This is a genomic window from Edaphobacter sp. FHG110511_03 (assembly GCF_059115365.1).
Window position 1 is genome coordinate 585,606 of the sequence record NZ_JBZYWL010000005.1, and the last position, 25,145, is coordinate 610,750.

19 protein-coding genes and 1 pseudogene are annotated in these 25,145 nt (G+C 53.1%); 3 read left to right on the plus strand and 17 right to left on the minus strand.

The window, feature by feature from the left end; genetic code table 11:
- Nucleotides 1-510: 510 nt before the first annotated feature.
- The 13 genes from AC5S26_RS22245 to AC5S26_RS22305 form a co-directional block, all read right to left on the minus strand.
- On the minus strand, nt 511-1,173 hold the full coding sequence (locus AC5S26_RS22245) for a hypothetical protein (RefSeq protein WP_494187129.1): 663 nt from the start codon (nt 1,171-1,173) through the stop codon (nt 511-513).
- An 18-nt stretch (nt 1,174-1,191) separates the two neighbouring features.
- Nucleotides 1,192-1,725, minus strand: coding sequence for a hypothetical protein (locus tag AC5S26_RS22250; RefSeq protein ID WP_494187130.1), 534 nt, complete (start codon nt 1,723-1,725; stop codon nt 1,192-1,194).
- A gap of 357 nt (nt 1,726-2,082) precedes the next feature.
- Nucleotides 2,083-6,546 carry a choice-of-anchor D domain-containing protein gene (locus AC5S26_RS22255; RefSeq protein ID WP_494187131.1) on the minus strand — a complete coding sequence of 1,488 codons (4,464 nt, stop codon included), beginning with the start codon at nt 6,544-6,546 and terminating at the stop codon, nt 2,083-2,085.
- 41 nt (nt 6,547-6,587) lie between these two features.
- Nucleotides 6,588-9,950: an FG-GAP-like repeat-containing protein gene (locus tag AC5S26_RS22260; protein ID WP_494187132.1), complete on the minus strand. Its 3,363-nt coding sequence runs from the start codon at nt 9,948-9,950 to the stop codon at nt 6,588-6,590.
- A gap of 1,621 nt (nt 9,951-11,571) precedes the next feature.
- Nucleotides 11,572-12,210 (minus strand): FMN-dependent NADH-azoreductase, encoded by a 639-nt coding sequence (locus tag AC5S26_RS22265; protein WP_494187133.1) that lies wholly within the window; start codon nt 12,208-12,210, stop codon nt 11,572-11,574.
- Nucleotides 12,211-12,282: 72 nt separating this feature from the next.
- On the minus strand, nt 12,283-12,876 hold the full coding sequence (gene def, locus AC5S26_RS22270; protein WP_494187134.1) for a peptide deformylase: 594 nt from the start codon (nt 12,874-12,876) through the stop codon (nt 12,283-12,285).
- Between the two features lie 2 nt (nt 12,877-12,878).
- Nucleotides 12,879-13,475 carry a GNAT family N-acetyltransferase gene (locus AC5S26_RS22275; protein ID WP_494187178.1) on the minus strand — a complete coding sequence of 199 codons (597 nt, stop codon included), beginning with the start codon at nt 13,473-13,475 and terminating at the stop codon, nt 12,879-12,881.
- Between the two features lie 22 nt (nt 13,476-13,497).
- Nucleotides 13,498-14,481: a zinc-dependent alcohol dehydrogenase family protein gene (locus AC5S26_RS22280; protein WP_494187135.1), complete on the minus strand. Its 984-nt coding sequence runs from the start codon at nt 14,479-14,481 to the stop codon at nt 13,498-13,500.
- Nucleotides 14,482-14,811: 330 nt separating this feature from the next.
- The gene (locus AC5S26_RS22285) at nt 14,812-15,102 is read right to left on the minus strand and encodes a GNAT family N-acetyltransferase (protein ID WP_494187136.1); all 291 of its coding nucleotides are present in this window, start codon (nt 15,100-15,102) and stop codon (nt 14,812-14,814) included.
- A gap of 203 nt (nt 15,103-15,305) precedes the next feature.
- Entirely contained in the window at nt 15,306-15,938 is a 633-nt protein-coding gene (locus AC5S26_RS22290; RefSeq protein ID WP_494187137.1) for a response regulator transcription factor, read from the minus strand.
- A gap of 214 nt (nt 15,939-16,152) precedes the next feature.
- On the minus strand, nt 16,153-16,623 hold the full coding sequence (locus tag AC5S26_RS22295) for a DoxX family membrane protein (RefSeq protein ID WP_494187138.1): 471 nt from the start codon (nt 16,621-16,623) through the stop codon (nt 16,153-16,155).
- Nucleotides 16,624-16,679: 56 nt separating this feature from the next.
- Nucleotides 16,680-17,060, minus strand: a complete 381-nt coding sequence (locus tag AC5S26_RS22300) for a cupin domain-containing protein (RefSeq protein WP_494187139.1) — start codon at nt 17,058-17,060, stop codon at nt 16,680-16,682.
- 1 nt (nt 17,061) lies between these two features.
- Nucleotides 17,062-17,595, minus strand: a complete 534-nt coding sequence (locus AC5S26_RS22305; protein WP_494187140.1) for a carboxymuconolactone decarboxylase family protein — start codon at nt 17,593-17,595, stop codon at nt 17,062-17,064.
- Nucleotides 17,596-17,636: 41 nt separating this feature from the next.
- Here AC5S26_RS22305 and pdxR point away from each other — a divergent pair, with 41 nt between their 5' ends.
- A complete protein-coding gene (gene pdxR / locus AC5S26_RS22310; RefSeq protein ID WP_494187141.1) occupies nt 17,637-19,112 on the plus strand; it encodes a MocR-like pyridoxine biosynthesis transcription factor PdxR in 1,476 nt (491 codons plus the stop codon).
- Nucleotides 19,113-19,514: 402 nt separating this feature from the next.
- Here the strand turns inward: pdxR and AC5S26_RS22315 are convergent, their stop codons facing one another.
- Entirely contained in the window at nt 19,515-19,943 is a 429-nt protein-coding gene (locus AC5S26_RS22315) for a styrene oxide isomerase (protein WP_494187142.1), read from the minus strand.
- A 330-nt stretch (nt 19,944-20,273) separates the two neighbouring features.
- Here AC5S26_RS22315 and AC5S26_RS22320 point away from each other — a divergent pair, with 330 nt between their 5' ends.
- Nucleotides 20,274-21,629, plus strand: coding sequence for an NAD(P)/FAD-dependent oxidoreductase (locus AC5S26_RS22320; RefSeq protein ID WP_494187143.1), 1,356 nt, complete (start codon nt 20,274-20,276; stop codon nt 21,627-21,629).
- Nucleotides 21,630-21,895: 266 nt separating this feature from the next.
- On the opposite strand, the gene AC5S26_RS22325 is transcribed toward AC5S26_RS22320, so the two are convergent.
- From AC5S26_RS22325 to AC5S26_RS22335, 3 genes and pseudogenes are all read right to left on the minus strand, one after another.
- A complete protein-coding gene (locus AC5S26_RS22325) occupies nt 21,896-22,435 on the minus strand; it encodes a hypothetical protein (protein WP_494187144.1) in 540 nt (179 codons plus the stop codon).
- A 279-nt stretch (nt 22,436-22,714) separates the two neighbouring features.
- Nucleotides 22,715-23,482: pseudogene (locus AC5S26_RS22330) on the minus strand (indole-3-glycerol phosphate synthase TrpC).
- Nucleotides 23,483-23,591: 109 nt separating this feature from the next.
- Nucleotides 23,592-24,242 (minus strand): carboxymuconolactone decarboxylase family protein, encoded by a 651-nt coding sequence (locus AC5S26_RS22335; RefSeq protein WP_494187145.1) that lies wholly within the window; start codon nt 24,240-24,242, stop codon nt 23,592-23,594.
- A gap of 356 nt (nt 24,243-24,598) precedes the next feature.
- On the opposite strand from AC5S26_RS22335, the gene AC5S26_RS22340 reads away from it, so the two are divergent.
- Entirely contained in the window at nt 24,599-25,051 is a 453-nt protein-coding gene (locus AC5S26_RS22340) for a response regulator (protein WP_494187146.1), read from the plus strand.
- Nucleotides 25,052-25,145: the final 94 nt, after the last annotated feature.

Sequence of the window (25,145 nt, forward strand, 5' to 3'; positions counted from 1 at the left end):
GAGAGTGGCTGGCGCAGTCTTGCCGAGTAGCTATGGCTCTCGATAGTTGAGGCTACCCAACTGCTTCGCTTTTCGCTCCAGCCAAGGGCAGAGAGCCGAGCAATTGCTTCGGCGGCAGCTAACCAAAGGTCCGGGAAGCCCCAAAGGAATTTGCATGAGCGCATGAGAAGACTCACGGTGGAGTGCCTGACCGATTTGTACCAGTGAGTAGGAATGGCACCGGAACAAGGAGCTAAGATGCCAACTGGAGCAGGTAGTGAACTTCTGTGAAGGATTGAAGTGTCGGTAGCAAACCGGGGAAGACCACGGCGTGCAAGGACGTGGAGATTGTGGAGCAGATGTAGGTTGACCAAACTGAGTGGTCGAAGGGGTAGGCATACACCCAATTGCGATGCTCATGGCGATGGCGCCACACCCGCAAGGAGCGACGCAAAGGATCATAACCGGACTTCTAACTTTTGGTGTCAAGTCCGACGAGATGAAGCATCACATATTCTGTGACAAAAACCGTCATTGTTTCAGGACCTGCCTCACTGCGTGTTCTGTCAAGAACATCACCACGACGCTCGAGAAATCATTGAGATGTTGGAAATACTCTCTCCAGGACGCCGCTGGATCACGCTCGATCCACAATTCAACGGTATCTCGACGGTCGTTTCCCGTGTCCAGATACATCCTCCGAATGGAAATATGCAAAGGCTGTAGTTGCGCAATCTCCAGCTGGCTTCGGATCGCTTCGAATTCCCATATCACTTTTTCCGTATTCTTGATTAGTCCGAGGAATGATGCCCACGTATCTTTCAACGGATCTAGAGATTTTCCTGCGTAGTAGTGACCTTCACAACTGAAATAAGTTATCCATCCCCGGTTGACAATTGCTTGCACCATCGAACGTACGCCGGGTTCAATCGACTCCAAAAAATCGGGATGATAACGAGGCAGCATGTACCCTCGATAGTCGCCTGGCGTCCCGTTGTAATTGATGTTGCCGAACGGGGTACGCCTAAGTCCCATCTTCTCGCGATTTAGCGGATGAATCGGGTCGTCCCACGCTCCTATCCCCTCTTCAAGCCCGTTGGTTCTATTCGTTCGGATGTCGACCGACGCCGTGGCGATCAGAATCAGAGATTCCTGCGCCGGTCTAATTTCTTCTTCCCTATCGACATCGCTCAACGGAATTGCGAGAGAGAGTTATTGATCTCCATCGCGGATCAAAAGCCTTGCGCTTATGAAATCCTTCAGCAGATCTTGTATGTCGCGTCGTGACAACTCCATTTCGACGCCTCGCAGATGAGACCAGATCCTCTCGATAGTCGCTCCGTCGTCACAGGTGAGATAGACCTCTGCTTCCACTTGCGCCATTGTATACGCACGTGGCGTTTGATTGGCGCGGCTGTCAATGATCCGCAGAAATCCCGGTCCACGTGCGTACGTGAGACTCGATCCTGCATTGAAAGGAACCTGCCAGTCCTCCACTGCGGTACGTACTTCTCCAATGTACGAGTCTGGATTCCGCCCATCGATGTACTGGAACTCGAAGTTGTACGCAATGTCTGTCAGCTCCTCTGGCGCCAAATCATATAGGAACGAGTAGCACTGCACCGGCCCCCGCAAGGATAGACCGTGGGATTCCGGATGCTGGAAGTAGGGGGAAAAGCGCTCGATTTGCAAATGGACGAGATTTGGCGGTTTGAGATGGCTCAGCAAAGGAATCATTGTGGCCATTCGGGCATACTCAGCCGGGTCCTCCCCTGGTATGCCATAAGCGCCCATCACTGCTCACCGCATAGCTCGCACGGTAGCTTCGTCCACTTGCGCGAGGAGTTGCCTTTTAGATTTCTTAATGCTGTTCCAGCAGCTTCGAAGTGGTGCCTTTGAAGCCGCTGGTTCAATGGAACTTCCTATTCGGCGTACCTGCGGACTTTCACTCCAAATGGTAGCCGGCGAGACTTCAATTCCTAGTTCTTGGTCAATACTGCTGGTTGTTTATGGCATGTCCAGGGAGAATGTCTTCAACCGAGGAGCATCTCGATCTTCCGGAGATGACTGTTACCAGTTCAGCTGAAGATCATCGGTTCGCGCTTACTGTACTGTCAGCGTCAAAGGAATCGTCTGCATCTGAGTGCCCGCACTTGCAATCACGTGGAAAGTGTATGTTCCTTTCGGCGTGAGATTGGTTGAGGATAGGGAAGATGGCTTTGAGGATGAGGCGCATCCTCCTATACCCACGAATGCGAACAGCAGGAGGCAGGATAGTAGAGTCAACCAAGAGCGTCTTCGCACCGCCGGCAACAGAAATAAGCTTGCGAGACAAACTGCGGCCTCAATGTTTATCGGTGGGTGGAGCGCGGCTGTCTGAGTTTGGGAAGTTGTGACGGTAAGCGTTGTACTGCCTCCATTAGCAATCGACAGGCTCGGGGGAGAAAAGCTGCATGCCGCGTATAGCGGCAGATCTGCACACGTGAAGGTGATAGTTCCTGTTGCGCCTGCTCGCGGTTGCTGCACCAGTGTGTAGGTAGCGGAGGAACCGCCGGAGATTGTGGCGGTGGGGGAGGAGGTAGACAGAGCGAGACCAGAGCTGTTTCCTGTCCCAACCAATGCGACTGTTGTCGGACCGGTGGCAGCATTGCTGGAAATGAAAAGCGTGGCACTCTCAGCGCCGGCGCTCGAGGGCGTGAAGACGACATTGAGGAGACAGCTCTGCTGGGAAGCGAGGGAGATGCCGCACGTTGTCGTCAGCGTAAAGTCCTTAGGATTGACACCGGAGATCCCAAAAGTGAGCGTCGTAAGGGGAGCGGCACCAGAGTTCGTGAGAGCTATCGTCTGAGCTGCTGCGGAAGTGCCAATGTTTGTCCCTTCGAAAGTCAGGGATGTCGGCGAAAGCGTGATTGCGGAGACAGTCCCGGTTCCTGAGAGTGGTACCGTGATAGGATTTACCTCCCCGGAAGCAACGGTGAGCACCGCAGCCTGAGGACCATTAGAGTCTGGCTGGAAGCCAACGAAAATTAAGCAACTTGTTCCAGCGGCGAGCGGACCGTTACAAGTCGTTGAATCGATCGAGAACGGAGCCGTAGTTGTCAGTACAGGTGCGAGCGACATGCTGGACTGATTGACCAGAGATATGCTCTGCGACGCCTTACTGCCGACAGGAGTAGAAGAGAAGGACAACGAGTTAGGAGTTGCAAGAAATGCAGGAACTCCGGTGCCTGTCAGCAATACTTTCGATGTCAGAGCGCCGCCATCGATCATAAGCGTGACGGCTCCTTTACGCATTCCCAGAACCGACGGCCCAAATGTAACCGTGATGGAGCAGCTCGCATTGGGCGCAAGCGTAGCGCCGCAGTCATTCGTTTGGCTGTAATCGGGCTGTAAGCCACCGTCTGCAGCGCCTGCGGTAATGCTAGTGAGAGCGATCTCCGTGGCGTTCGTGTTTTTAATCTGCACGGTTTGGGTCGCTGTGGTGCCAGGCACGACGTTGCCGAAGTCGAAGGAACCTGGATTGATTGAGAGACTGGGCGTGCTGATGCCTGTACCGATAACGTAGATTGTCGTGGACGAACCACCGCCAGACAAAAGCATCGGCACCGCAAGACGCCCAGCCTGCAGAGGCTCAAAACTGACACCGATCACACAGCTCGCCTGAGACGCAAGAGCGATGCCTGTGCAGGTGTTTGCTGCAACCGTAAAGCTACTGGCTCCATCGCCGGAGAAGGACGGCACGTCTACAGTGACAGGTGCGGTTCCGCTATTGGTGATCGTAACGGTACGAATCAGCGACGCTGTCCCGAGCTGGACATTACCATATTGCAGGCTCCTGTCGGCAGAAAACAACAGGGGCCCATCCACTGGATTTGGCGTGAAGTTAGGATAGACATCGACACGGCTCCCACTGCCGTAGACCACCCCGATATCGTACGAGCCACTGGGCGCGCCCGCCGAAACGGGTTTCACGGTAACGCTCGCTGTGCAGAACGTGCCAGGCGCGAGTATGGCGGGACAGTCGTTCGTCTGCGAGGTCCACCCGAAGGTGAGGATGGAGCTGATAGCGACCCCGGCGTTGCCCAGGTTCCAAATATAGAGTGGCTTTGCCACGCTGGTTGTTCCGTTCTGCGTGGGAGGGATGTTCAATTGGCTGCTATCGACGTACACCACTGCGCCAAGAGAGCTTGCAAGGCCAGTGGGCGTGAAGGTCTGGGAAGAGGGCTGGGCATCACTATTGATCGTAAGGGTTCCACCTCGCGTTGTACTAAGTGGGGTCAGAAAGCAGGAGCTTGCTGCTGCCACAGTGGTACCGCAGGCATTGATGATCGAAGTGATGCTGTTACCCGGCACGATGCTGACGATATGCAGGTCTGCGCTGCCTGCGTTGCGGAGCTCGAGCATTGGCCCGCTATAGGTGAGGCTGATCTGCGGCTGATTCGTCGGCGCGATCTTCGCTATGAAGCTCGAATAGCTACCAGATCTCGCCTGGTCGGTATATGCGGTGCCTGTGCCAACGTTGATGGGGTCGTAGAAGCCGTAAGGAAAGCCATTATTGATCGACAAAGAATTTGCCGTACCGGCGATGTAAATGTTACCTGACGGATCGATCGCCATGCCATTTGGGACTTGTGAGATCACCCGTCCGCCGAAGCCGGTGGAGCTTACCAGATCACCCTTTGGCGTAAGCCCCAAAATGAAGGCTCCAGCGCCGGGACTGTCAGCGGCAACCGCATCTTTGAAGGGCAACGAATTTAGCCCAAAGCTGCCCGCGATATAGAAGTTGCCCTTCGTATCCATCGCTGTTGTATTGACGAAGCCTTCGCCCAGATAGGTCGACCAGGTATAGCCCGTATGGGACGGATTGATGGCGCTGGCAAAGAGGTACTGTTTAGACTGAGCGTACCCAATGGAGTAGATGGGGTGGCGGTAGGCCTCGACGGTATAGGGAAAGTCAGGCGCGATCTGCGATCCAGCGAGATAAATCGTTCCATCGGCCCCTACCTGAATCTGCCCGAGTGTATCGGCGACGAAGGTATCACCACCCAGAAGCGTGCTGAACAGCAGCGTCTTGCCATCTGGTGCAAACTCCGCAACGAAGGAGCCCCCGGTGCCATCCTGGAAAGAGCCTTTGAGAGGAACGGAGGTGCCGTTGCCTCCGAAGTAGATGTTGCCCTGGATGTCGCGGGTGATGGAAGTTGCCATCGCGGATGCCCCAATCTGGCCAGGACTAAAAAAGTAGCTCGAAAAAACCCAGTCCGTTCCAGTAGGGTTCAGCTTGGCAAAAAAAACTCCGCCGCATGTTGTACAAACCATGCCGGTATACGACGGTTGAAACGCATTGACTGTCTTCAAGCCATTGTCGCTGCTGTTGCCTGCGATATAAGCATTGCCGTCGGTATCGACAGTAATACCGCGTGGAAGCTGCTGCCCTGTACCGATCAGAGTGGAATAGACCATCGCTCCGGTACCGTCGAATTTGGCGACGAAGCCGGTGTTGCAAAAGCTATTTGTACATGTACCCAGATTCGCCGAAGTCGTAGGAAAACTGGAGCTGCCCGTGATGCCAGTGACGTAGGCATTACCCGAAGCATCCAGAGCAATCGCCTCAGCAGTGTTGAAGCCAGGTGAGGGTATATATGTGGAGTACAGGATCTGTGTCCCAGTGGGATCGAGTTTTGTAACGTAGATCTGCTCACTACCACTCTGCCCGATACTCCCTTGTCCTCCACCAGCAACCGGATAGTCTGAGGCGTAGGTCTGACCGGTTAGAAAGACGGCTCCACTGGCATCCACCTTTAACGCGGAGACTTCCACACCGTTACTGGCGCCGATGATCTTTGTGTAACTCACGACAGGGTCGATGAGGAGAGAACGGCTGCGATCGTAATGAGACGCAGTGAAACCGAGGTGACCATCAGCATCGAGCGTGAAGTGACTCTCCACCGTGGCAGTCTTTCCATCGATCTGCTGCGTTGCGATGGGTGCGAGAAAATGCAATCCCTGGCAGGTCGAGTTGGTGTTCGCCAGTTGCACGGTCGCTGAGCCGTCAGCTTCGAGATGAAACGACGCTCCACCGCTCAAACTGAGACGCATCGCCTCTACATCTGCACCGGGAGCTACCTGAAGATCGTATTCCAGATGACCGTCTCTTCCATGAAAAACGAGATCTATGCCGGGGGCAACCTGCTCATAACGAATCTGCCGGTCAAGCGGAATGCCTTGCAACCAGTGCGTGCGGTCGTTACCTGCGTAGTAGTTGGCGACGCCATTCGTTGGTTCTTCGGCGCGCAAGGAAGACGCATCGTTCCCCAGAAGCAAAGAGATGGGAGAGCCCTTGGCCGAACACGGAAGCACCACCTTGCGTGGGGTAAACAGGAACTCCCCGTCGGAGCTGTGGGAGAGGAAACGGACACCGTCGGGCGCTTGCCCACGGTTCTCCTCAAACGTGAGTGGGAGCAACTGGGTATCAGCGCTCTGCCGAGCAATGGGGGCTCCCATCAACGCCTGAGCGGAAAACACTGGGGCAGCCAGCACAAGCGAGCAGAACAGACGAGTCATAGTCATAGGGGGCAGATTCAAAGAAGGACGGAAGTTCATAACGATCTCTACTCTCTGTGTACTGTGATCGTGAGGGGAGCAGGGGCCGATCCTGGCATGTCGCTCGAAGCAGTAACGGTAACGGTGTAGTTTTTTATGGCCGCATTAGCAGCTGCAGAGGGGCTCGTCACTCGTCCGGCACATCCTGAAAGCAGTGTCACGGCGTGCATGGTAAGGAGCGTGGCAAAGGCGCTCCACGAGAGACGATTCTGTCTACGTAAGAGTGCAGAGACGAGGACAATAAGGCACAAACCCAACCATCCGGGAAATACACCTGCAGACACTGCTGTGGTACTGCTCTTATTGTCGGAGATAGTGAGAGTAGAGCTGACCGGAGCTCCTGCCAGAGTAACGACGCTTGGCGACAAGCTGCAGGTCGGCAAAGTGGCGGCTGTGATGCTGTCAGCCGGCGTGACCGAACAGCTTAGAGTTACCTTGCCGGAGAAGCCCTGCACCGGCGAAAGTGTTACAAGGTCCGTGCTGCCGTTAGCGCCGAGCGAGAGATTTGTTTGAGCTGCCGTGAGTTGATAGCCACTATCAAAGACCGTGAGGGTGAGCGGTTGCGAACTAGAGGTGAGGAAGTTCTGGTCGCTTGCAAACACCGCCGTAATGCTATGTGTACCTGCGGACAACGGTGAAGTGGCAAAACTGGCTGCTCCGGACGCAACAGGCGCGGTACCAATCTGCGTTCCCCGATCGAAGAAGGTAATCGTGCCCGAGGTCACAGTCGTTTGGCTGCTTACCTGTACACGAAGAGTAGCCGGTTGTCCTGTCAGTGGTGGTACTGGAGTCAGCGCAAGAGTGGTTGTTGTCGCCGCGGGGGCCACTACAAGGGTTGTGATTGCAGACTTCGAGGGAGTGAGGCAGCAACTCGCATTAAGCCTTGCGGTCACGTTGTATGTGCCAGGCAGCAGATTGATAGCCTCATACTGTGCTGTTCCGGAGAAAGGAGCATTGGCGCCAGGAGACGAAAATACGATCGGGAGAGTGATGGGACTACGGGGCAGTCCACTGAGAGTGACTGTTGCCGACGGGGGCGGCGCAGAGGCGCTATCGGCGGAGAACGCAACCGTCGCTGTAAAACCCGCACTCTGGCCATACTGGATAGTTGTACTATCCGCAGTAAGAGTCGTGCTGGTCGACTCCCGGTTTAATAGAACGGTGAAGATACCTGGGGAAGCAAAAGAGTTCGAGAACAGTAGGTCGGGCCGTCCATCTTTGTTGAAGTCTGCAATCGATGGAGTCAACGTACCGAAACCAGCCAGCAGCCCCATGCCGGCATCGAAGGTTCGGCCCGGTTTGGCATGCAGAATAGAAATCTCTGCCGCTTGGTATGTGCTACTGCCGCTGTATACCAGATCGTCCATGCCGTCCCCGTTCAGGTCATGCGCAGCAAGATTCAAGGACAGCCCGGTAGAAACGACTCCGGTTGTGATGGTGGATGGAGCGGAGAAGGTTCCATCGCCGTTGCCGAAATAAACGGTTAGATAATAAGCACTCAGACTGTTGATCGCCGCGACGGCAAAGTCTATCTTTCCATCGCCATCGAAATCTCCGAAGACAGCCTGGCCAGGATTGAAAGTGCCGTTGCCGGTAGAAGGCGCGGCAGGCGCCGAAGCAACTTGATCGAATGTGCCATCACTCTTCCCTAAAAATATCTGGACTCCTCCGGCAATCGAAACGACAAGATCGAGCCTGCTATCTCCGTTCACGTCGGCCGCCGAAACGGACAAAGTGCTGTTGAAGCTGGCGATCGACTGCGCAGAGAAACTTCCGTCTCCATTGGAGAGCATCAACCATACCGCTCCCGTGGGATACGAGTTGTATGGTGCGATCAAATCCGCTCGTCCATCACCGTTGATATCAGCAACGACTGCACCCCTCATAGGGATGAAGTTGAAAGTGGAACTCGCGATAACCGGGTCGTTGAATGTGCCATCGCCTCTCCCGAATAGAATCTGGGTCAAAGCGTTGTTGTCGGTGAGCAGGTCGAGATGGCCATCGCCATTGAAGTCTCCCTGAAGTATCATCGAGGACGTTCCCGCATTGGCCGCAAGGTTATCCGTTTGAATTGGTGTCGACGTAGCGAAGGTGCCATCACCGGTTCCATGATTTAACAGGAGGCTTGGACTACCCGAGGTGACAACGTCCGGCACTCCGTCCTCATCGAAGTCTCCCACAGCGATCCCACCGATGGTCGTTCCCGATTCGGTCGGACGTGATGCGCGGAAAGAGCCGTCGCCGCGTCCATAGGCGATGTAGAGACCATCGAAAGCCGCTGTCGCCAGATCCAGGACACCGTCGCCGTTGTAGTCGCCGATTAAGGGATCGTTTAGTCCGAAGTTGCTGTATCGGGGGTAAAACGAATAAAGGGTGGGGGGTGCAAACTGGAGCCCCGGTTTGCCAAGATAAATGACCGTTCCTTCGTTGCCGACGCCGATCATGTCCGCCATGCCGTCTCCATTCAAGTCCTGTGCGGCCAGAAGAATTGATGTTGTGCTGAACCCGGGTGTTGCAATTGGCGTGGTGTTAAAAGTACCGTCCGGATTGCCGTGCAGGATCACATACGAGAAGGAGCTTACTTCGAGGCATTCTGCATCAAGATGTTGATCTTTATCGAAGTCAGCAAAAAAACAATTCACGTAGCTTCCGTTGGCAAATCCGGAAGTAAACGTGCCATCCCCATTACCGAGATAAACCTGCAATGGTTCTGTGTATAGAAGATCGAGCTTGCCGTCTCCATTAATGTCATGCATCTCGGCGAGAGAGTGGGCTGTCAAACTGTAGTAGTGCAGATTAAACGAAGTGCCGAGGGTAAAGTGTCCAACACCATCGCCAAGCATCGGATAAATAGCATTGAGCTGCTGCAGATCGACCAGAATCAGATCGAGTTTGCCATCGCCGTTGATATCTCCTGCCGTGATGACACCAAGCGCTGTATTGGAATTGTTAGTGGAAATATTTGTGCGGATCGAGGCTTGGAAGCTGCCATCGCCATTCCCGATGAAGGTGTATATCACCTGCTGCAAAGCGGATCCTGACGTTAGCGACGCGCAGACAAGATCGGCGAGGTGATCGCCATTGACGTCATAGGCGCGACATTGATGGGGAGTGCCATCCAGCGATAAGGTTAGCGGATCAGAATAACTGCCATCCGCATGAGAAAGCAGGACTTCGGCCCGGATTGAAGAATCAGGTGTGTAAGCCGGGGAATAATAAAAGAAGTCAGGTAGACCATCTCCATTGAAATCTGCCTGAATTGCCGCCCCGCCGGGTATAGAGACCGAAAGATGACGGACAGCTTGAAAGGTCTCACTCGAGACAGGCAAAACGGATAGCAGAATGACCAGGCAGATACACAAACGACGCAAGACGAGCCTCCGCCCAGAGAGCTTTGTTCCTGTCAGTTTCTTATGGGCTGTGAGGCCATGTTAGAGAGCTGGAAAAAAGCTGTCAATCGTAAAGTCGAAACCTTAAAGCAACTCTGCAGCGGTGTAGAGGGGGGGCGAATTGGCTGAAACGGAATGTTAGGCGTGTTTATTCCTAGCAACTCTGAGGAACAACTACACCCGACACGAAGTCCTGTTTGGAAAACAGGACGACGCGGAGAATCCGTCCACATCCTTCTCTTAATCTTGCAGCAAATTTCAAAGTATCCTGATTTGCGGTCTTTAGTGTGAACAGATCTACATGATTTGCACGGTGCAGACCCGCCTTCAACTGATTGTTTGGGTTTCAGCATCGCCGGATTGAGCAATCCGCTCAGAGAAGAGGCCCTGACAGTTGTCCTGGATGTGCAGGGAATGCAACTTTGACAGGTTGGTGATTAATCCCAGCTTATGCTCGAATCTCTTGCTTTCAATATCTAATTCGAAACTCGCCGACGGTCAGGGAAGTGGGGTCTTCTAAGTCTACGCACAACGACAGCGAGTTTGCCTTTGGAATTTGCCCTCCGATCTGGCCCGAGTTTGATCTAAAAGTGACAGAAAACTTAGGTTGCGGTGGGGTTGGCGGACTGATTATCCGCTGCGCATTCCGTAATCGAGCGTAACCGAGCATAACTATAGATATAGTGCCGGCGAAAAATGCGTACGAGATATCTTCAACTTCTTGAAAAGAAGTAGGATGCGCACTGTACCAGATTTTGTACCTGAACCTATCTCGAGATTCCAGCTACTCTTCGCAAAGCACTGAAAATACATCGGATAGGTGGTGCCGGGAGGGGGGTCGAACCCCCACGAGGTTGCCCTCGGCGGATTTTGAGTTTCCCAAGAATACCGTAAGTCAATGAAAAATAAGCGTAACCGAGCGTAGGGTCGAAACATATCAAGTGACTTGTTGTCAGTGGTTTAGTCTAATTATACGTAAATGAACCAACCTGATGTCTGTACCTGAATTTGTACCCGAAATTTGGGTTCTTTTTGACATGATTCAGAAGCTGAACTTTTGCCAAAAGAGTAAATTGCCCATTCTGGGCTCCTACTGACAGGACTGAAATGCCAGGACATCTGCGTGTCCACGTCAAGTTTCGAACAACATTAATGGGTTATTGCACTCGCGCGCAGCAGGACGCTGAACTACTTCCAGAAGCTTGCCACGAGAGGTTCTAGCAGACGACATCGAGTGTGGAGTCCTTCGCCGAGCCCGGGAGCAGGAGCCTTCAGGGTTAACATCCCGTACGGTATGGGTAATTTCATTGCTGTCTTTTGGAAACAATGCTCGTGGCACACTTCGATCACACTCGCCCCGATACGTTTCGCCAGGCATCGTGTTCTTCCGTTGAAAGTCGTCCGACGAAGCAAGCCCAAGGCCAGGTTCGTCGGTTTCGCTCGCTACGATTGTCTTCGCAAACTTGATTGCTAAAGCAAGGATTGTGAGGCAGAACCGACTGCATCCCCAAAGAGGGGGGTTGTTCGAGGGCACTGTCTAGGAGATCTTCTGGCGACGATATTCCATCACATCACGAAGACTGATGAGGGTTCGCGATTCGGGTCAGAGCTTGCCATGCTTCCTTGCGAGATCTGTCGAGGCGTTCTTCGCCTTTACGAGATCGCCGTCCGGATTCGCCGTCAAATCGGTGGGCTGGAATCGGACTTCATCGATGTCCGTGACTCCGGCCTGGTTGAGCCAGTCACGCATATAAGTCGAATGGTGGTCGACGCCGAAGGCCGGGGACGGAAAGTGAGGAGCAAAGGCGCCCGAGGTCAGCAGCAGTGTCGCATGCTTGTTCTTGAGCAGACCAAAATATCCTGTCTTGGCGTCCAGACCCCACAGCAGACCCGGCTGGTGGATGATGTCGATGTACAGCTTCAGCCGGTAAGGAATGCCGCCATTCCACATCGGCACAGCAAACAGGTATCGGTCCGCCGAAATGAAGCGATTCGTTACCTCGACGATCTCCTGCCATGCCGTCCGCTGTTCGGCGTTCAGTTCCCTTCCGCTGATGATGTTCATTTTGGCTGTAGCTTTGTTTCCATCGAACTCCGGTAGCTTTTCTTCCCAGATACGAAGCGTGTCGATCTCGAGAACCGGGTTCTGCTCGCGGATAGCTACAAGGTAAGCATCGGCCATCTTAATGGACGTCGAATCATGCCCTCGGGGCGAGGCTTCCACATAGAGCAATCTTGCCATATCGGCCTCCTGCGGATGGACATGTTTGTCGAACCAATTCAGCGCGCCCATAACGCCATATTGCTTTGATGCTTAGGGCTTGGAACGGAAGTTCGTCACCAGTTCGACGGTTGATTTTGGTTTCCATTCCCGAACGTAATGGCCAACGGAAGAGAAGCTGCGGGGCCACATACGGTCAATATAAATGACCCCCTTCAGGTGATCGATCTCATGTTGCAAAATTCGTGCATACCAACCTTCCGCTTCGATCTGTACAGGTTCGCCTCTTTCGTTGAGAGCACGAACTCTTACATTTCGGGCCCGAGGAACCATCGCCACAAAAGCGGGCAAGCTGAGACAGCCCTCGAAGAAACTTATCTCTGGAGGCGATAACAACTCAATCTCCGGGTTGATAAGCACGTGGAACGGAACCGGCTTCCGCTCGGTTTCCGCCAGCTCCGCTGCTGTCAATGTCGCCTGATATTCCGCCTTGTCCTCGATAATTGCCAACTGTAAAGATTCCCCGATTTGAGTGGCAGCCAAACCCACTCCGGGAGCATCGGCGAGAGTCTCTCGCATATGCTCGATGAGTTCGCGAATGCGGCCGGAACCGATCTCTTCTGGACGAAGCGCCCGTGCTGCATCCCGCAGGACAGACTCTCCGACACTAGCTATCTTTATCCTCATGTCTACTCCGGCAACTCTGACAATTCGAGCTTCATGAGCAGGACTTTATAATCGTGCTCACCGGCTCGAAACGGCTCATCTCCGACAATGCGGAACCCATGTCGGACGTAGAAGTCGATAGCATTCTTGTTGAGTTCGTGAACCTTGAGAATCAGTGTGCTGACTCTCTTCTCTCGAGCAGTAGCTAGAATCACGTCGATCATGAGTTTGCCGAGCCCATTATGGTGAAAGCGATGCAACAGGTAAATACGGTTGATCTCCATCTGATTGTTCAGTTCCCCATTGTCTCGATTAAACGCCACCGAATATCCAACAGCTGAACCTCCAATCTCTGTCTCCACAACCCAGATATGTGCAGATCTTCCCGCGAGCCAATGCTGATAATGCTGCACGGAGTGTTCCGTCTCCATATAAGCTAGTATGTCGCTCGCTTCCGCCGTCCCTGCATAAGTTTCTAGAAAGGTGGCTCTGCCGAGTGCGGAAAAAGCGCGTTCGTCTCCAGGTCCACAACGCCGTACCTTGAACTCCATTACTGCTCCTCTTGCTTTCCAGCTTTTTCCCTGCTTGGAGTCGAAGAAGCTTACGACTGACCGAGCCATGCGCGCCACCGCTCTGCCTCCCCTACAGGGTTATGACCACTTTGCCTACCTGTTGATTGCTCTCAAGATACCGATATGCTTCGGGAGCTTGCTCGAACGGGAAAGTACGGTCCACATGGGGTTTGAACGAACCATCCGCGAGGTGCTCATATACGTACCGCTTCATTCGTTCGAAGCGTTCGGACGTCTTTATTTGGTGCATCATGTAGCCCGTAAGCGAAATGCTCTTAAAGAAAGCGCTCGCAGGATAGCTATTGGCTTCCTCTGAGAGCAGACCGTAAAGATAGATCGTGCCTTCAGGAGCGACAGCTTGCGCGAGTGTATCAATATACGATCCCCCGACAGCATCAAAGACTACTCGAGCGAGCTTACCGTTTGTAATCTCACGGACGCGTGCCGGCAAATCTTCCTCCTGAGTAGCAATTACATTGTCCGCTCCGAGATCAAGTAGCAGTTGCTTCTTTGCTGAAGTTCTTGTGGTTGCAATAGAAATTGCTCCCTGAGCTTTCACTACCTGTAATGCAGCGAGCCCAACCGAAGAGGTTGCAGCCGTTAGTATCACCGCATCACCTGGACCAACCTGTGCAAACTCTACGAGAGCTCCATACGCCGTCGGATACTGCATCCAAACGGCTGCTCCTTCGACAGATGATAGTAATGGAGGTATTTCCAAGACGTCGTCGGCTGGCACAATGGCCTTTTCACCAAGCACAGGGTACCGGTTCATGGAATAGACAGGGAGCGTTCCGACCCGCTTGCCTATGAGTGAGGAATCCACTGCTTCTCCAACTGCTGTGACTATTCCAACGGGCTCATATCCAAGGCCGGAGGGAAATTCAGGCTGCTCGGAATAATTCCCATGGTAGTACATGCTCTCGGCACGGTTTATGCCGACTGCTTCAACATCGATGGCAACCTCGCCCGCCTCAGGATGCCTCACCGGCACGTCCTCGATGTGTAATACTTCAGGGCCGCCAAGCTTGCGGAACCTCACTGCTTTTGGCATACATTTACCTCCTGCGAAATAGTGACTGCCGCCCTGCTGTGTCTTGAAGGTCTCTACAGGTTGGCAGCTAACCTTGCAGACTCGAACGCAAGAGTCCACGTCAGGCTAATGACCATGCCTTCGGTACATACTCTTCTGGGACCCAACGATCCAAGACTTCCGGACGCGAGCCGTCCTTAAGACCCTCAAGTAAACTCTTCCAACAATCCTCAATGATGTTGTGCGGGAGTCGACGGTACAGTTTGCCTACTCAGATAACAGGTACAGTTCCGGGTCGACCATAAAGCTACCAGCGTAGGTAGTAGCACCCTCCCACGGTTTCATGCCATTTCAAAATTCATCGTCTGCAATCGAAGCTTGAGCAGCGATGGCGTAGCCTCTCCCAAGCTCAGGATGACGCGCGAGATATTCCTTCGCAAACGGGCACACGATACGGAGGCCAGACGCGTCACGCGAGATCAGTCGGATCGCTTCTTCTATTAGCTTTCCTCCGATACCCATGTGCTGTAGCGGCGTTGGAACCTCGGTGTGCCAGATCGTCACCTTGTTCTGTCCGTCGATGGAGTAGCTCAGAAACGCTACAGAGTCGCCCACGTGCTCTTTGACATGGTGAATCGTCACTCTATCCCGAGTCTTGGTTTTGATTAAGGCTTCCACTTCGTCGCTCGTCACAAGATTGTCCCCTTAGCTTCAATGCAGATGTTTTCTTCGCACCATGCGTCCATGACGGAGTCTTCGTAGACTAATAGCGGAATCAAGGTGAGTGGCTAACATTCAGAACAGTCGGAGGGCTAAAGATTCCTATAGGAGCTTTGCGGTCCTGTCTATTCGAGCTCCAAGAGGCCTCGTCGAAAACCGATCGTCACGGCATGGGTCCGGTCGTTGGCCTGGAGCTTTTCAACAATGTTTCTGATATGAAAATTGACCGTGGTTTCGCAAATCCCTAAACAGCCGGCGATTTGTTTGTTCCGATAACCATCGCGGATCAGCCTTAGGACCGAGTTTTCTCGCGGAGAAAGCTCTTCCTGTCCCAGATATTCTGCAATGGTGCGGGCTACCTCGGAAGGAATGTGCCTACGCCCCTCAGAGACCCAACGGATCACGCGGAGCATTTCTGCACTTGGGGTATTTTTCAAAACATAGGCAGCAGCCCCGGCACCGAGCGCACGGCGTACCTCCATATCTCGTTTCGAAGCACTCACCATCATCACGATCGCGCGAGGATTCTCATTCCGAATGGCAACGAGTGCATCAGTACCGCTACCATCTGGAAGTACTTGACCCATGATCGTCACGTCTGGACGCATGTTACGAAACTGAGAAAGAGCATTCTCTGCGTTGTCTGCGTGGCCCACAACGAACAAATCAGGCTGAGACTGGATCACCATACTGAGCCCTTCGCGAAAAATCGGATTGTCATCGACCAACAATATCCTTATCGGATTCGGTCGCGGCATATTGCACCTCCTATCAAACTAAGCCAGAGAGATCTTTTGAATCTGATAGTTCTAAAACGCCCCTTATCGCACACTGGGCAGGCTTTCGACGTATCTGGCCACATCATGTACAGCAACGGCTTTCCCCACAATCGAGTTATGGCTCCTTGAAGTAGCTGTCTCTATCAAGCGAAGCGTTGTCGATATCGAAGTTAGCGCTATTTGTGATCGGATCTCAGTTGTGCGATCGGCTCAGGAATTTATCCAGCGTGAATTTGTCAGGTTCCCATAACGACAGTAAGAATGCTGCAGCGGCGGCAGAGAAAACGGAATAGTCGAATGGCGTCTTAATACCAAGACCTGTGGCCATGCTCACCGCAAACGACAAAAGAAGGAGACCGGTGCAAACTGATACCAATCGCGTTTTGAAGCCTGCGATGAGCAATATTGCAAGAAATGTCTCCGCTACCGTGGCTGACCATGCAAAATATAGCGCCAATGAACTGGGGAAGAGAGACGTCACCGTCTCTGTATACCGCACGAAATGGTCGAAATCTCCCCAAGACACATTTTTTGCTCCATATGGCCCTAATAAACCAAAACGGTCTGCCACCGCGGAAAGAAAGGAAACTCCCAACGCAAACCGAGCGAACAATCGGATAGTCTCTGTCCCCTTCTCGGAGAACTCAGCGGTTGTCGAATGCATATGTGCCTCCACGTGAAATACAGCTGTGGGCCGAGTGGGAATCGGGAAGTCCCACGTTAGCGGGCGGGAGTCAGAATCGGAGCTCCTTCATTTTTGATAAAAAATACGACCAACTTCGCTGGTTTCGTTTTACTTGTGTTCCGGCTTACGCTATGGATGTCTTTAGGAGATTCGTAGAATATTCCGCCGGGGCCAAGCCGATGAAGTGTGCCTCCTCGAACTTGCATCTCAACTTCCCCTTCGAGAACATAGACAACCGCATGTGCATCATGCTGGTGGACTGCGCTGCTCCCTCCGGGCGCATAGTTGACAGTAACGACCTCAATCTCTTTACCAGGTATCTCCGGAACCCGCTTCGTAAAGAGTGTGTTCACTTCCTGAGCATGCGTGGCCGTGGCAAATCCAAAAATAAATAGACAGCGAATAAGCGTCTTCATTTTATGCACCCGTCCAACCGGTCTTAGCCGGTTGATATTCGCCGGGGATCTTACGGAAAGCAATCGCAAGCCGATTCCAGCAGTTGACCGTAATAATCGCCATTGAGAGGTTAACGATCTCTTCTTCACCAAACTCCTTCCGGACTTCGGCATAGACTTCATCAGGTGCCTGAGCTTCCGCGATACGGGTCAGCGCTTCTGTCCATGCGAGAGCCGCGCGTTCACGGTTCGTAAAGAAGCTGGTTTCTCGCCATGCAGACAAGACGTACAGCCTCTGCTCTGTCTCACCATTCACGCGCGCGTCTTTGGAATACACATCAATGGAGAAGGCACACCCATTGATCTGTGACGCTCTCATCTTGATCAAGTCCAAGAGAGAACTTTCGAGTTTCGATGACTTACCTACAAAGCTCTCTAATCCAAGCATCGCATGGTAAGCGGCGGGTGAAGCCTTCGCCGGCTCCAATCTCATTTTCACTACGTATTCTCCTTCCACAGTCAGGCTATATTGAAATGGAGTAGCCAGCAGAGCCATAATCCGCTGCGAGGACTAGTCCATGATAGGTGCCTGAAAACATGCCGAAAATAGAGACATTTCAAGACTTGGCCTTAGATCCGAGGAAGGATAACCAGGAGATTTGGCGTTGGCTCTACACGGAGCTGCGCTCCGCAATTATGGATGGCCGGTTGAAATCTGGAATGCGGTTGCCGTCCACGAGAAACCTCGCTGCACAGTACGGCCTTGCCCGGGGTACAGTCGTGGCAGCATTCCGACAACTTCAGGCTGAGGGATTTGTTTCGTCCGAAGTTAGTGCTGGAACATTCGTACTGCCGACGGCGGGCCGTGCGACGGGCTCTCCAACTCTACGCAACTCGCTCCGTCAAGCGATTTCCAAGGCGACTGTAGCAACACGCACGCAGAGCCTTATGAAGACTAGATTTTTCTTGCCGGCTTCGCATTCGATCGGCAAGGCATTTCGTGGCTACGAGCCTGCCATCGACCTGTTTCCGGTCGAGCTGTGGGCGCGGATCGCTGCACGCGTGTATCGCAAAGCACCCCGTTCCTTGTATGGGCAAGGTGATGCGGGCGGATATCCTCCGCTGCGAAGAGCCATCGCAGAATATGTGGGCCAGTCCCGCGGAGTACGTTGTTCCGCTGAACAGGTCATCGTGACATCAGGTGCGCAACAAGCATTGGACCTCCTGGCCCGAGTGCTTCTCGACCCCGGCGACGAGGTGTGGATGGAAGATCCCGGGTACCCTGGAGCGTGTCAAGCATTTCAGAGCGCGGGAGCGAATGTAATTCCTATTCCGGTTGACGGAAACGGTATAGATATTGCGAGAGGGATAACATCATCTCCCACTGCGCGGGTAATCTATTTAACACCCGCCAATCAGTTTCCACTTGGAACTGTCATGTCAGCGGAGAGACGAGTCGCCCTTCTGTCCTGGGCCGCGCGTGCAGGGGCGTGGATTATCGAGGATGAATACGACGCGGAGTATCGCTATTCCGGTAAGCCGATTGCATCGCTACACAGCCTCGATCGATCTGGATCGGTCATTTATGTCGGAACATTTACGAAGATGCTCTTCAACGCTCTTCGCATCGGATTCATCGTCGTTCCTGAACGGCTAGTCGACGGATTTAGAATCACACGAAGCTTCATTGATCGTCATGCTCCGACGTTAGATCAGGCCGTTCTAACGGAGTTCATCAACGAAGGTCACTTCGGACATCACGTTAGGAGGATGAGGCAGATCTACTCTGATCGTTCGCAGCTTCTCGCGGAAGAAGCGAGTAGGCGTCTGGCCGGTTTGCTGGATGTACAGCACGCGCAGTCTGGGATGCGTACCGTGGCCTGGATCAAAACCGGTATCACCGAACCAGTGTTGGCACGACGGGTAGAACAACTAGGAGTAGAGGTTGTTCCAATGTCCAGATATGTCAGGAAGTACAAACAAAAGCCGGGGTTGTCACTGGGCTTCGCAGGGTGCAACGCGAGCGAGATAAAAAGAGGGGTATCGGTCTTGGAAGCCGCATTTTCTCAATGAGCGCGCATCAACGGCCGCTCCGAAATGTATTAGCGTTTCTTCCTGCCTTACGAATTTATGGATGCAGGGTGTAATTGGCGGGTACCGTTGCGTGCGGGAGCAGCTTGGAGGCTTTAGGCCACTGGCGACCAACTACGCGGAGCACTTGTCGGGACTCAGATGTCATAATATCTATCGGATAAATCTTTGCTGGGTCGCACGAGCTTGGGAACGCTTAAGCGACGTTACTCCGAAACCGCGGCCGTTCAGGACTGTGCTTCGCTACTACCTGACGTGACAGCACGGGCATATTAGTCCGGCACGATGTGCGACACCGTGCACTTCGTCAACATACAAAAGCTTCTCGATCGCTCTCCTGGTGTTTCCTCATCGGTGACATTGAATCGGCGGCTTGAACTAGCATTACTTACTTAGTGCCCTACCTCGAAGACCCCAGAAAATTAACAATGAGGCAGCCACGATCGCCACCTCAACACTTCGAAATCCCGCACCCGCTAAAGTCTCTTGCCAGGGTTTCCCCTGATGGCCCGCTGCCGCAATTGGATTAGCAGCGGCAGTGCCGAATGCTGCGCCAAGAGTGGTGAAAAACCAGTTAGCATATGTCCCATAAAGGGCCGTCCAGAATGCAGCTGTCTTGGCTGCCGGCGAGAGCTTTATCTCGGTCCAGATAGCGCCAAGCACAACCAAAAAAGTGCCGTTCATCACCCCCTCCAGATGCGCAGAGACGCCCATTCGCATATTGGTAAAGTGCGTCTCGAGCATGCCAGTTACGAGGCCGAGGAGAAACAAGAACATACCGTGCCACATCAGTCGTCGGTTTGCGGTTGTCATAGTAGTTCCCCTTTAATTTTGGCGTGTGTCAGTGTCCATGCTTCTTCATTGGTCATTCCATTCCTTAATCAAGGCGGTATAGAGGCTGATGATAGCCAGGGGATGACTTTCAATTGCTAAAGATTTCTCTAGGTGATCTTGCGAATCTATGCTCCCGTTCGAATTTGAGACTCATCAGGAACTCTGTTCAACGATGTTGGATTGTTCGTCGACATTGCCGTTTGGCGGTCCGCCCCATATCGAGTTGCCTAGAGAAATCCACAGGCAAATTACCGATGATCTCAGGGGTCGAGCTGAACGTTGCTCGCGGTAAATTAGAAATCCAGATCCATGCATAATCCTCTAAATTTCGACTTCGAAGCCGACCTAATGATTGACTACCCACGTTCCAAATCTCGTCCGAAAGTCATCATCTTGGGCGCGGGTTTTGCGGGGCTGAATGCTGCTAAGACCTTGGGCTCCGCAGATGTCGATGTCACGATCATCGACCGCAATAACCATCACACATTTCACCCGTTGCTTTACCAGGTCGCTCTCGCGGTGTTAAGCCCGGGGGATATTGCGCAGCCAATCCGTTCCATTCTCAGCGATCACAACAACGTCGAAGTGCTCATGGACGAGGCATGTCAGATTGATGTTGTCGCTCAAACTGTGTGTTTGAAGACTGGCATCACACTTCCTTACGACTTTCTGGTCCTAGCCACCGGCTCAACACATAGCTACTTCGGAAAGGATGAATGGGCGCATATTGCGCCCGGTCTAAAAACGATTGAAGACGCTACTGAGATTCGCAGAAGGGTGCTGCTTGCCTACGAACTCGCGGAACGGCAGATGGTAGAGACCGGTTTCCACACCCCGCTGAAGTTTGTCATCGTTGGGGGCGGTCCAACGGGGGTCGAGCTCGCCGGAGCGATCTCCGATATTGCAAACCTCTACATGCTACGAGACTTCCGACATATCGACACATCTTCAACAGAGGTGTGCATCCTCGAAGGTTCGACGTCTATTTTGGCAACATACCCAGAAGAGCTCCGCCAGAAAGCGGTTCAACAGCTCGAAGCGTTAGGCGTTCAGGTTCGTACCGGCTTTCACGTCACGGATGTTCAACCTGGCTATGTGATGGTCGGTAGCGAAAGGATTGAAAGCGCCTGTACGCTTTGGGCCGCCGGAGTTCAAGGTTCTCCTCTGGGAGGAATGCTCGGCGTAGATGTAGATAGGCGCGGCCGGGTTCTGGTAGATCGGTTCTTGAGCCCCAAAGGGCTGCCTAACATCTTCGTTTGTGGCGATCTCGCGTACCTGGAGCAAGGTGGATCTGCAATCCCTGGAGTTGCGCAACCAGCAATGCAGATGGGAGTATATGCCGGAACACGCATTAAGCACCTTACGCAACATCCAGAGGCCCTCGAGGACGGTCCAGGCTTCCACTACTTCGATAAAGGTAACATTGCGACGATTGGGCGCAAGGCGGCAGTTGCTGAAATTCGCTGGCCTTTCCATACGAACTGGAGCGGACTTCTCGCATGGCTGACGTGGATGGGCGTCCACATATTTTTTCTCATTGGCTTCCGAAATCGCCTTTCGGTTTTCGCATCATGGGTGCGCACCTACCTTCGCTTTCGAGACGGGGTGAGACTGATCGTCGGTTCTCGTGAGCTTCCCGGTTGGAACTCACTTACTAAAAGATAGTGAACCGACCAGAACATTAAGTCGGGGCAACTCCAATCCAAGGGGCATCAGATATACAAGGCCCATTGCCGTCGGTCGAGAACCACCGTAGAGCTCGATTCCCTACGGCAGCCAACTGTTCGTCCATTACGATTCCTGTAGGACGACTCTGATCGCCCACGGAACGGGGAAAGCTCTCCCTCTTCTGTTTCCAACCGCATCTACGGTTTTCCGGCACCATCGTCGGCGGGATGTTCCCACTCTCGTACAGTAGTTAGTGTTTGCGTTCAGAATGTCGTTCTTGTTTCAAGATCATTCAAATCTAGAGGGCTCGCATTGGCTTCCAGCCACTTCGTCAGAACGGCGCCTTCAATCGTACCTTGGGACGCCAGCTCGCGAGCGAGAGCCTCAATCAGCGATTGGTCCGTTCGCAAAAGCCGCGAGGCCAACTTGTATCCGGTATGTGCAAAAGGATTGGTGTCTGCCACTGTTTTGGCGACACCCCAATCGACTGCAGTTTGTCGCACGTCAAGAACACTCGACATGTCGGCGGCGAGCTCTTTGTGCAACTCATCGGAAATCAGACCACCAATTTCCTGGTCGGCGATCGATCCGACGTAGATGAAGGCGAAGGCTCTGCTTAGCAGCTTCTCGTCATCGTGGAGTAAGTCACGCTGGCTCTTCCAGTCGCATACGATACCGCTAAGGCGCTCGCTACTATTCGTAACGGAAAGTCGCGCAACCGGAAATCCAACGCGATATGCCACTACGGCTCGCGCGGCAAGATGCTTGACACTTTGTTTCTGTGACGTTGGGATTTCTGGCATTTTAATCATTCTCCTTACATTACTCTCTGACAATCACATCTGTTTTCTGGCGATGGACGTTTCGATCGTCACACACTTCATCGGTGCCTCGATCTTCAATCAAGGATCATCAAAGTAACCTGAAGATTTCTACAGCCTGGCAAACTGACATAATCTCGAGCAAAATAACCCCCGCAGTGACGGCGCTTAAAGGGATTGCCACGGCATTTCTGGCCGTGATTAGTTTGATTGGCCCTCATGAGAGGAATCAGCCGAACAGGAGCATCCGCGTTGCGGCAGCTACGTCCGTCTGACGCATGAGGCTCTCTCAACTAAGAACGTCCGAGCGCCAGCAGCGGTAAGTCTTTCGATGTCTGCATCGTCTGCGATTCCGCTTTCACTCACAATAATTCGATCAGCTGGGATCTGAGCTGCCAATTGTTCTGTAGTAGCGAGCGAGACCTCAAAGCTGCGCAAGTCGCGGTTGTTGATGCCAACGAGTTTCGTCCCCAGCGGAAGAGCGCGATCCAACTCTTGCGCATTATGCACTTCAACCAGTACATCCATGCCCAGATCGTGTGCAGCGTCGACGAGTTCTCGAGCCTCGGCGTCGCTGACGCTAGCCATAATGACCAGGATGCAGTCTGCGCCCCACGCACGCGCTTAATCGACTTGATAGGTTTCGAACAAAAAGTCTTTGCGAAGAACAGGTAACCCCGAAGCCTCCCCCGCCATACGCACATAGTCAGGATGGCCTTGAAAGGAAGGCTCGTCGGTCAGCACGGACAGGCAGCTGGCACCCCCTGCGAGGTACGCCCGCGCGAGGCTTGCAGGATCGAAATTCGGACGAATCAATCCCTTTGATGGACTTGTCTTCTTGATTTCCGCAATCAGCGCCGGTCGACCTTCCGCGAGATGTCCACGGATAGCAGTTGCAAACCCCTTGGGGCGGAAGCGCTCGCAGAGCGGACTTCCGCATCGCAGCGGCGGAGATGAGCTTTTTGGCTGCGAAAATCTTCTGTCGCTTGTAACTTTCGATACGGGCGAGGATATCGGGTTTATCACCATTGGATACTACGTTTCGGGCTTTGGAAATCTGACCGCTCACTAACAGAACTCCTGTAGTTCGTACGGGCACAACTTGAACTTCGGGCAGCACGATTCGGTCCGCCTCTGGTTAGATTTGTAACGAGATCATCCGCTTAACCTCATCGTCTATCTCAAGCGTCGCGATATGGTCGAAGTAGTTACTGATCGTCTTGATCCCAATTCCGACCAGGACTTCTAGCAACTGCTCCTTCCTGTACCCGGCATCGAAGAATTGTTGGATTACTTCCCCTAAGATTTGCCCCCGTTGGGCGACTAATTCTCGTGTGATCGAGACAAGGGCACTTAACCTGTGGTCTTGCGGGCTTCCACCAGATTCGATTGCACTGAGCGCATCCACAGGAACATTTGCGTAGAAGCGAGCCAAGGCGCCATGCGAAATGCTGCAATAGGCGCAGTTATTCTCTTTGCTTGCTGTGAGCAGTACGATTTGTCGTTCTGCAGGCGTCAGCGTCCCAAGCTCGAATCCAAGACTTGCATTGAAGTAGACGCCAAGAGCTACCGGCGAAGACGCCATCGATGCCAGAAGATTCGGAACAAAGCCGAAATGCCGTCGCGCGTTCTCGAGTATCTCACGTGATTTTGGTAGGGCTTCGTGCGTAAGCAAGGGAGTGAATATCGCTTCGTCTATCATGATTTGGCCTTTCTTATCTGTTGCCAGTCGGTCCTCCGTGAAGGAACCAGTCGTCGTTGCCGCCAGAAAGTTAGAACTCACCTTCAAGGTGCTTTCAGAATATGAAGGGAGGATGGTCCGTCACGCAGCAATTGTCACATTCGGTGGAGTTAGTCGGGCTATCAATTTCGATAGGCAGGCCGCACAAACAGCGACCCGTCGTTCGCTTCCGCGGCTGGCTTATATCTTGGCGGGAGGCCCGGCCGGATAGAGACGAAGTGAATGGGGTGGCTTGCCATCTCCTTCACTCACGCCGCAATCCTAAGTAGCTAAGACTCAGCTGTTTGCTCCGCGCAGAAAGCGGTGACGTTACGAAAGACATCTCTTTGTCCGCGACTGTATTTATCTTCAGGTCTCTTCGTTCGAGACAGACTTACGGTGATACAGACCCAGCAAGTTGAAATATGGTGAAAAAGAAACGTATCTACATCATTGATGACGAAGTGTTGATCGCAAGGACGCTGGCAGCCATCTTCGAAGAGAGCGGTTACGAGACCGAATATTTTACCTGCCCTCGTGCGCTGCTTCGAGCAGCCGCCATAACACCTCCCGACATCCTGGTAAGCGACTACGCGATGCCACAACTGTCGGGTATCGAACTTGTTAGAAAGATCTTCGCGCTATGTCCAACATGCCGCCTCTTTCTGCTCTCTGCCACTGAACTTTCTTTAATACAAAAATGCGTGGCCGAAGCCCCTACACCGAACTTTACTTTTCTCAGCAAGCCCGTCCAAGTGGTTCAATTGCTGCATGCCGTGGCCAATGCGCACGAACTATGTGATGAACAGAGTTGCAAGGCTCAGCTCTCGATCCATGACTTCGCCCCCTCTATGCACCTTCAGCCAAATGGAAGTTAGATTTCTCGGTTCCGCAAATATAGGGCTTCCGAGGTCTGAAGTTGCCTGAACGAGGCTCTCCCTACTATAGGTCGGTGGGTGAGCTAAAACCGGG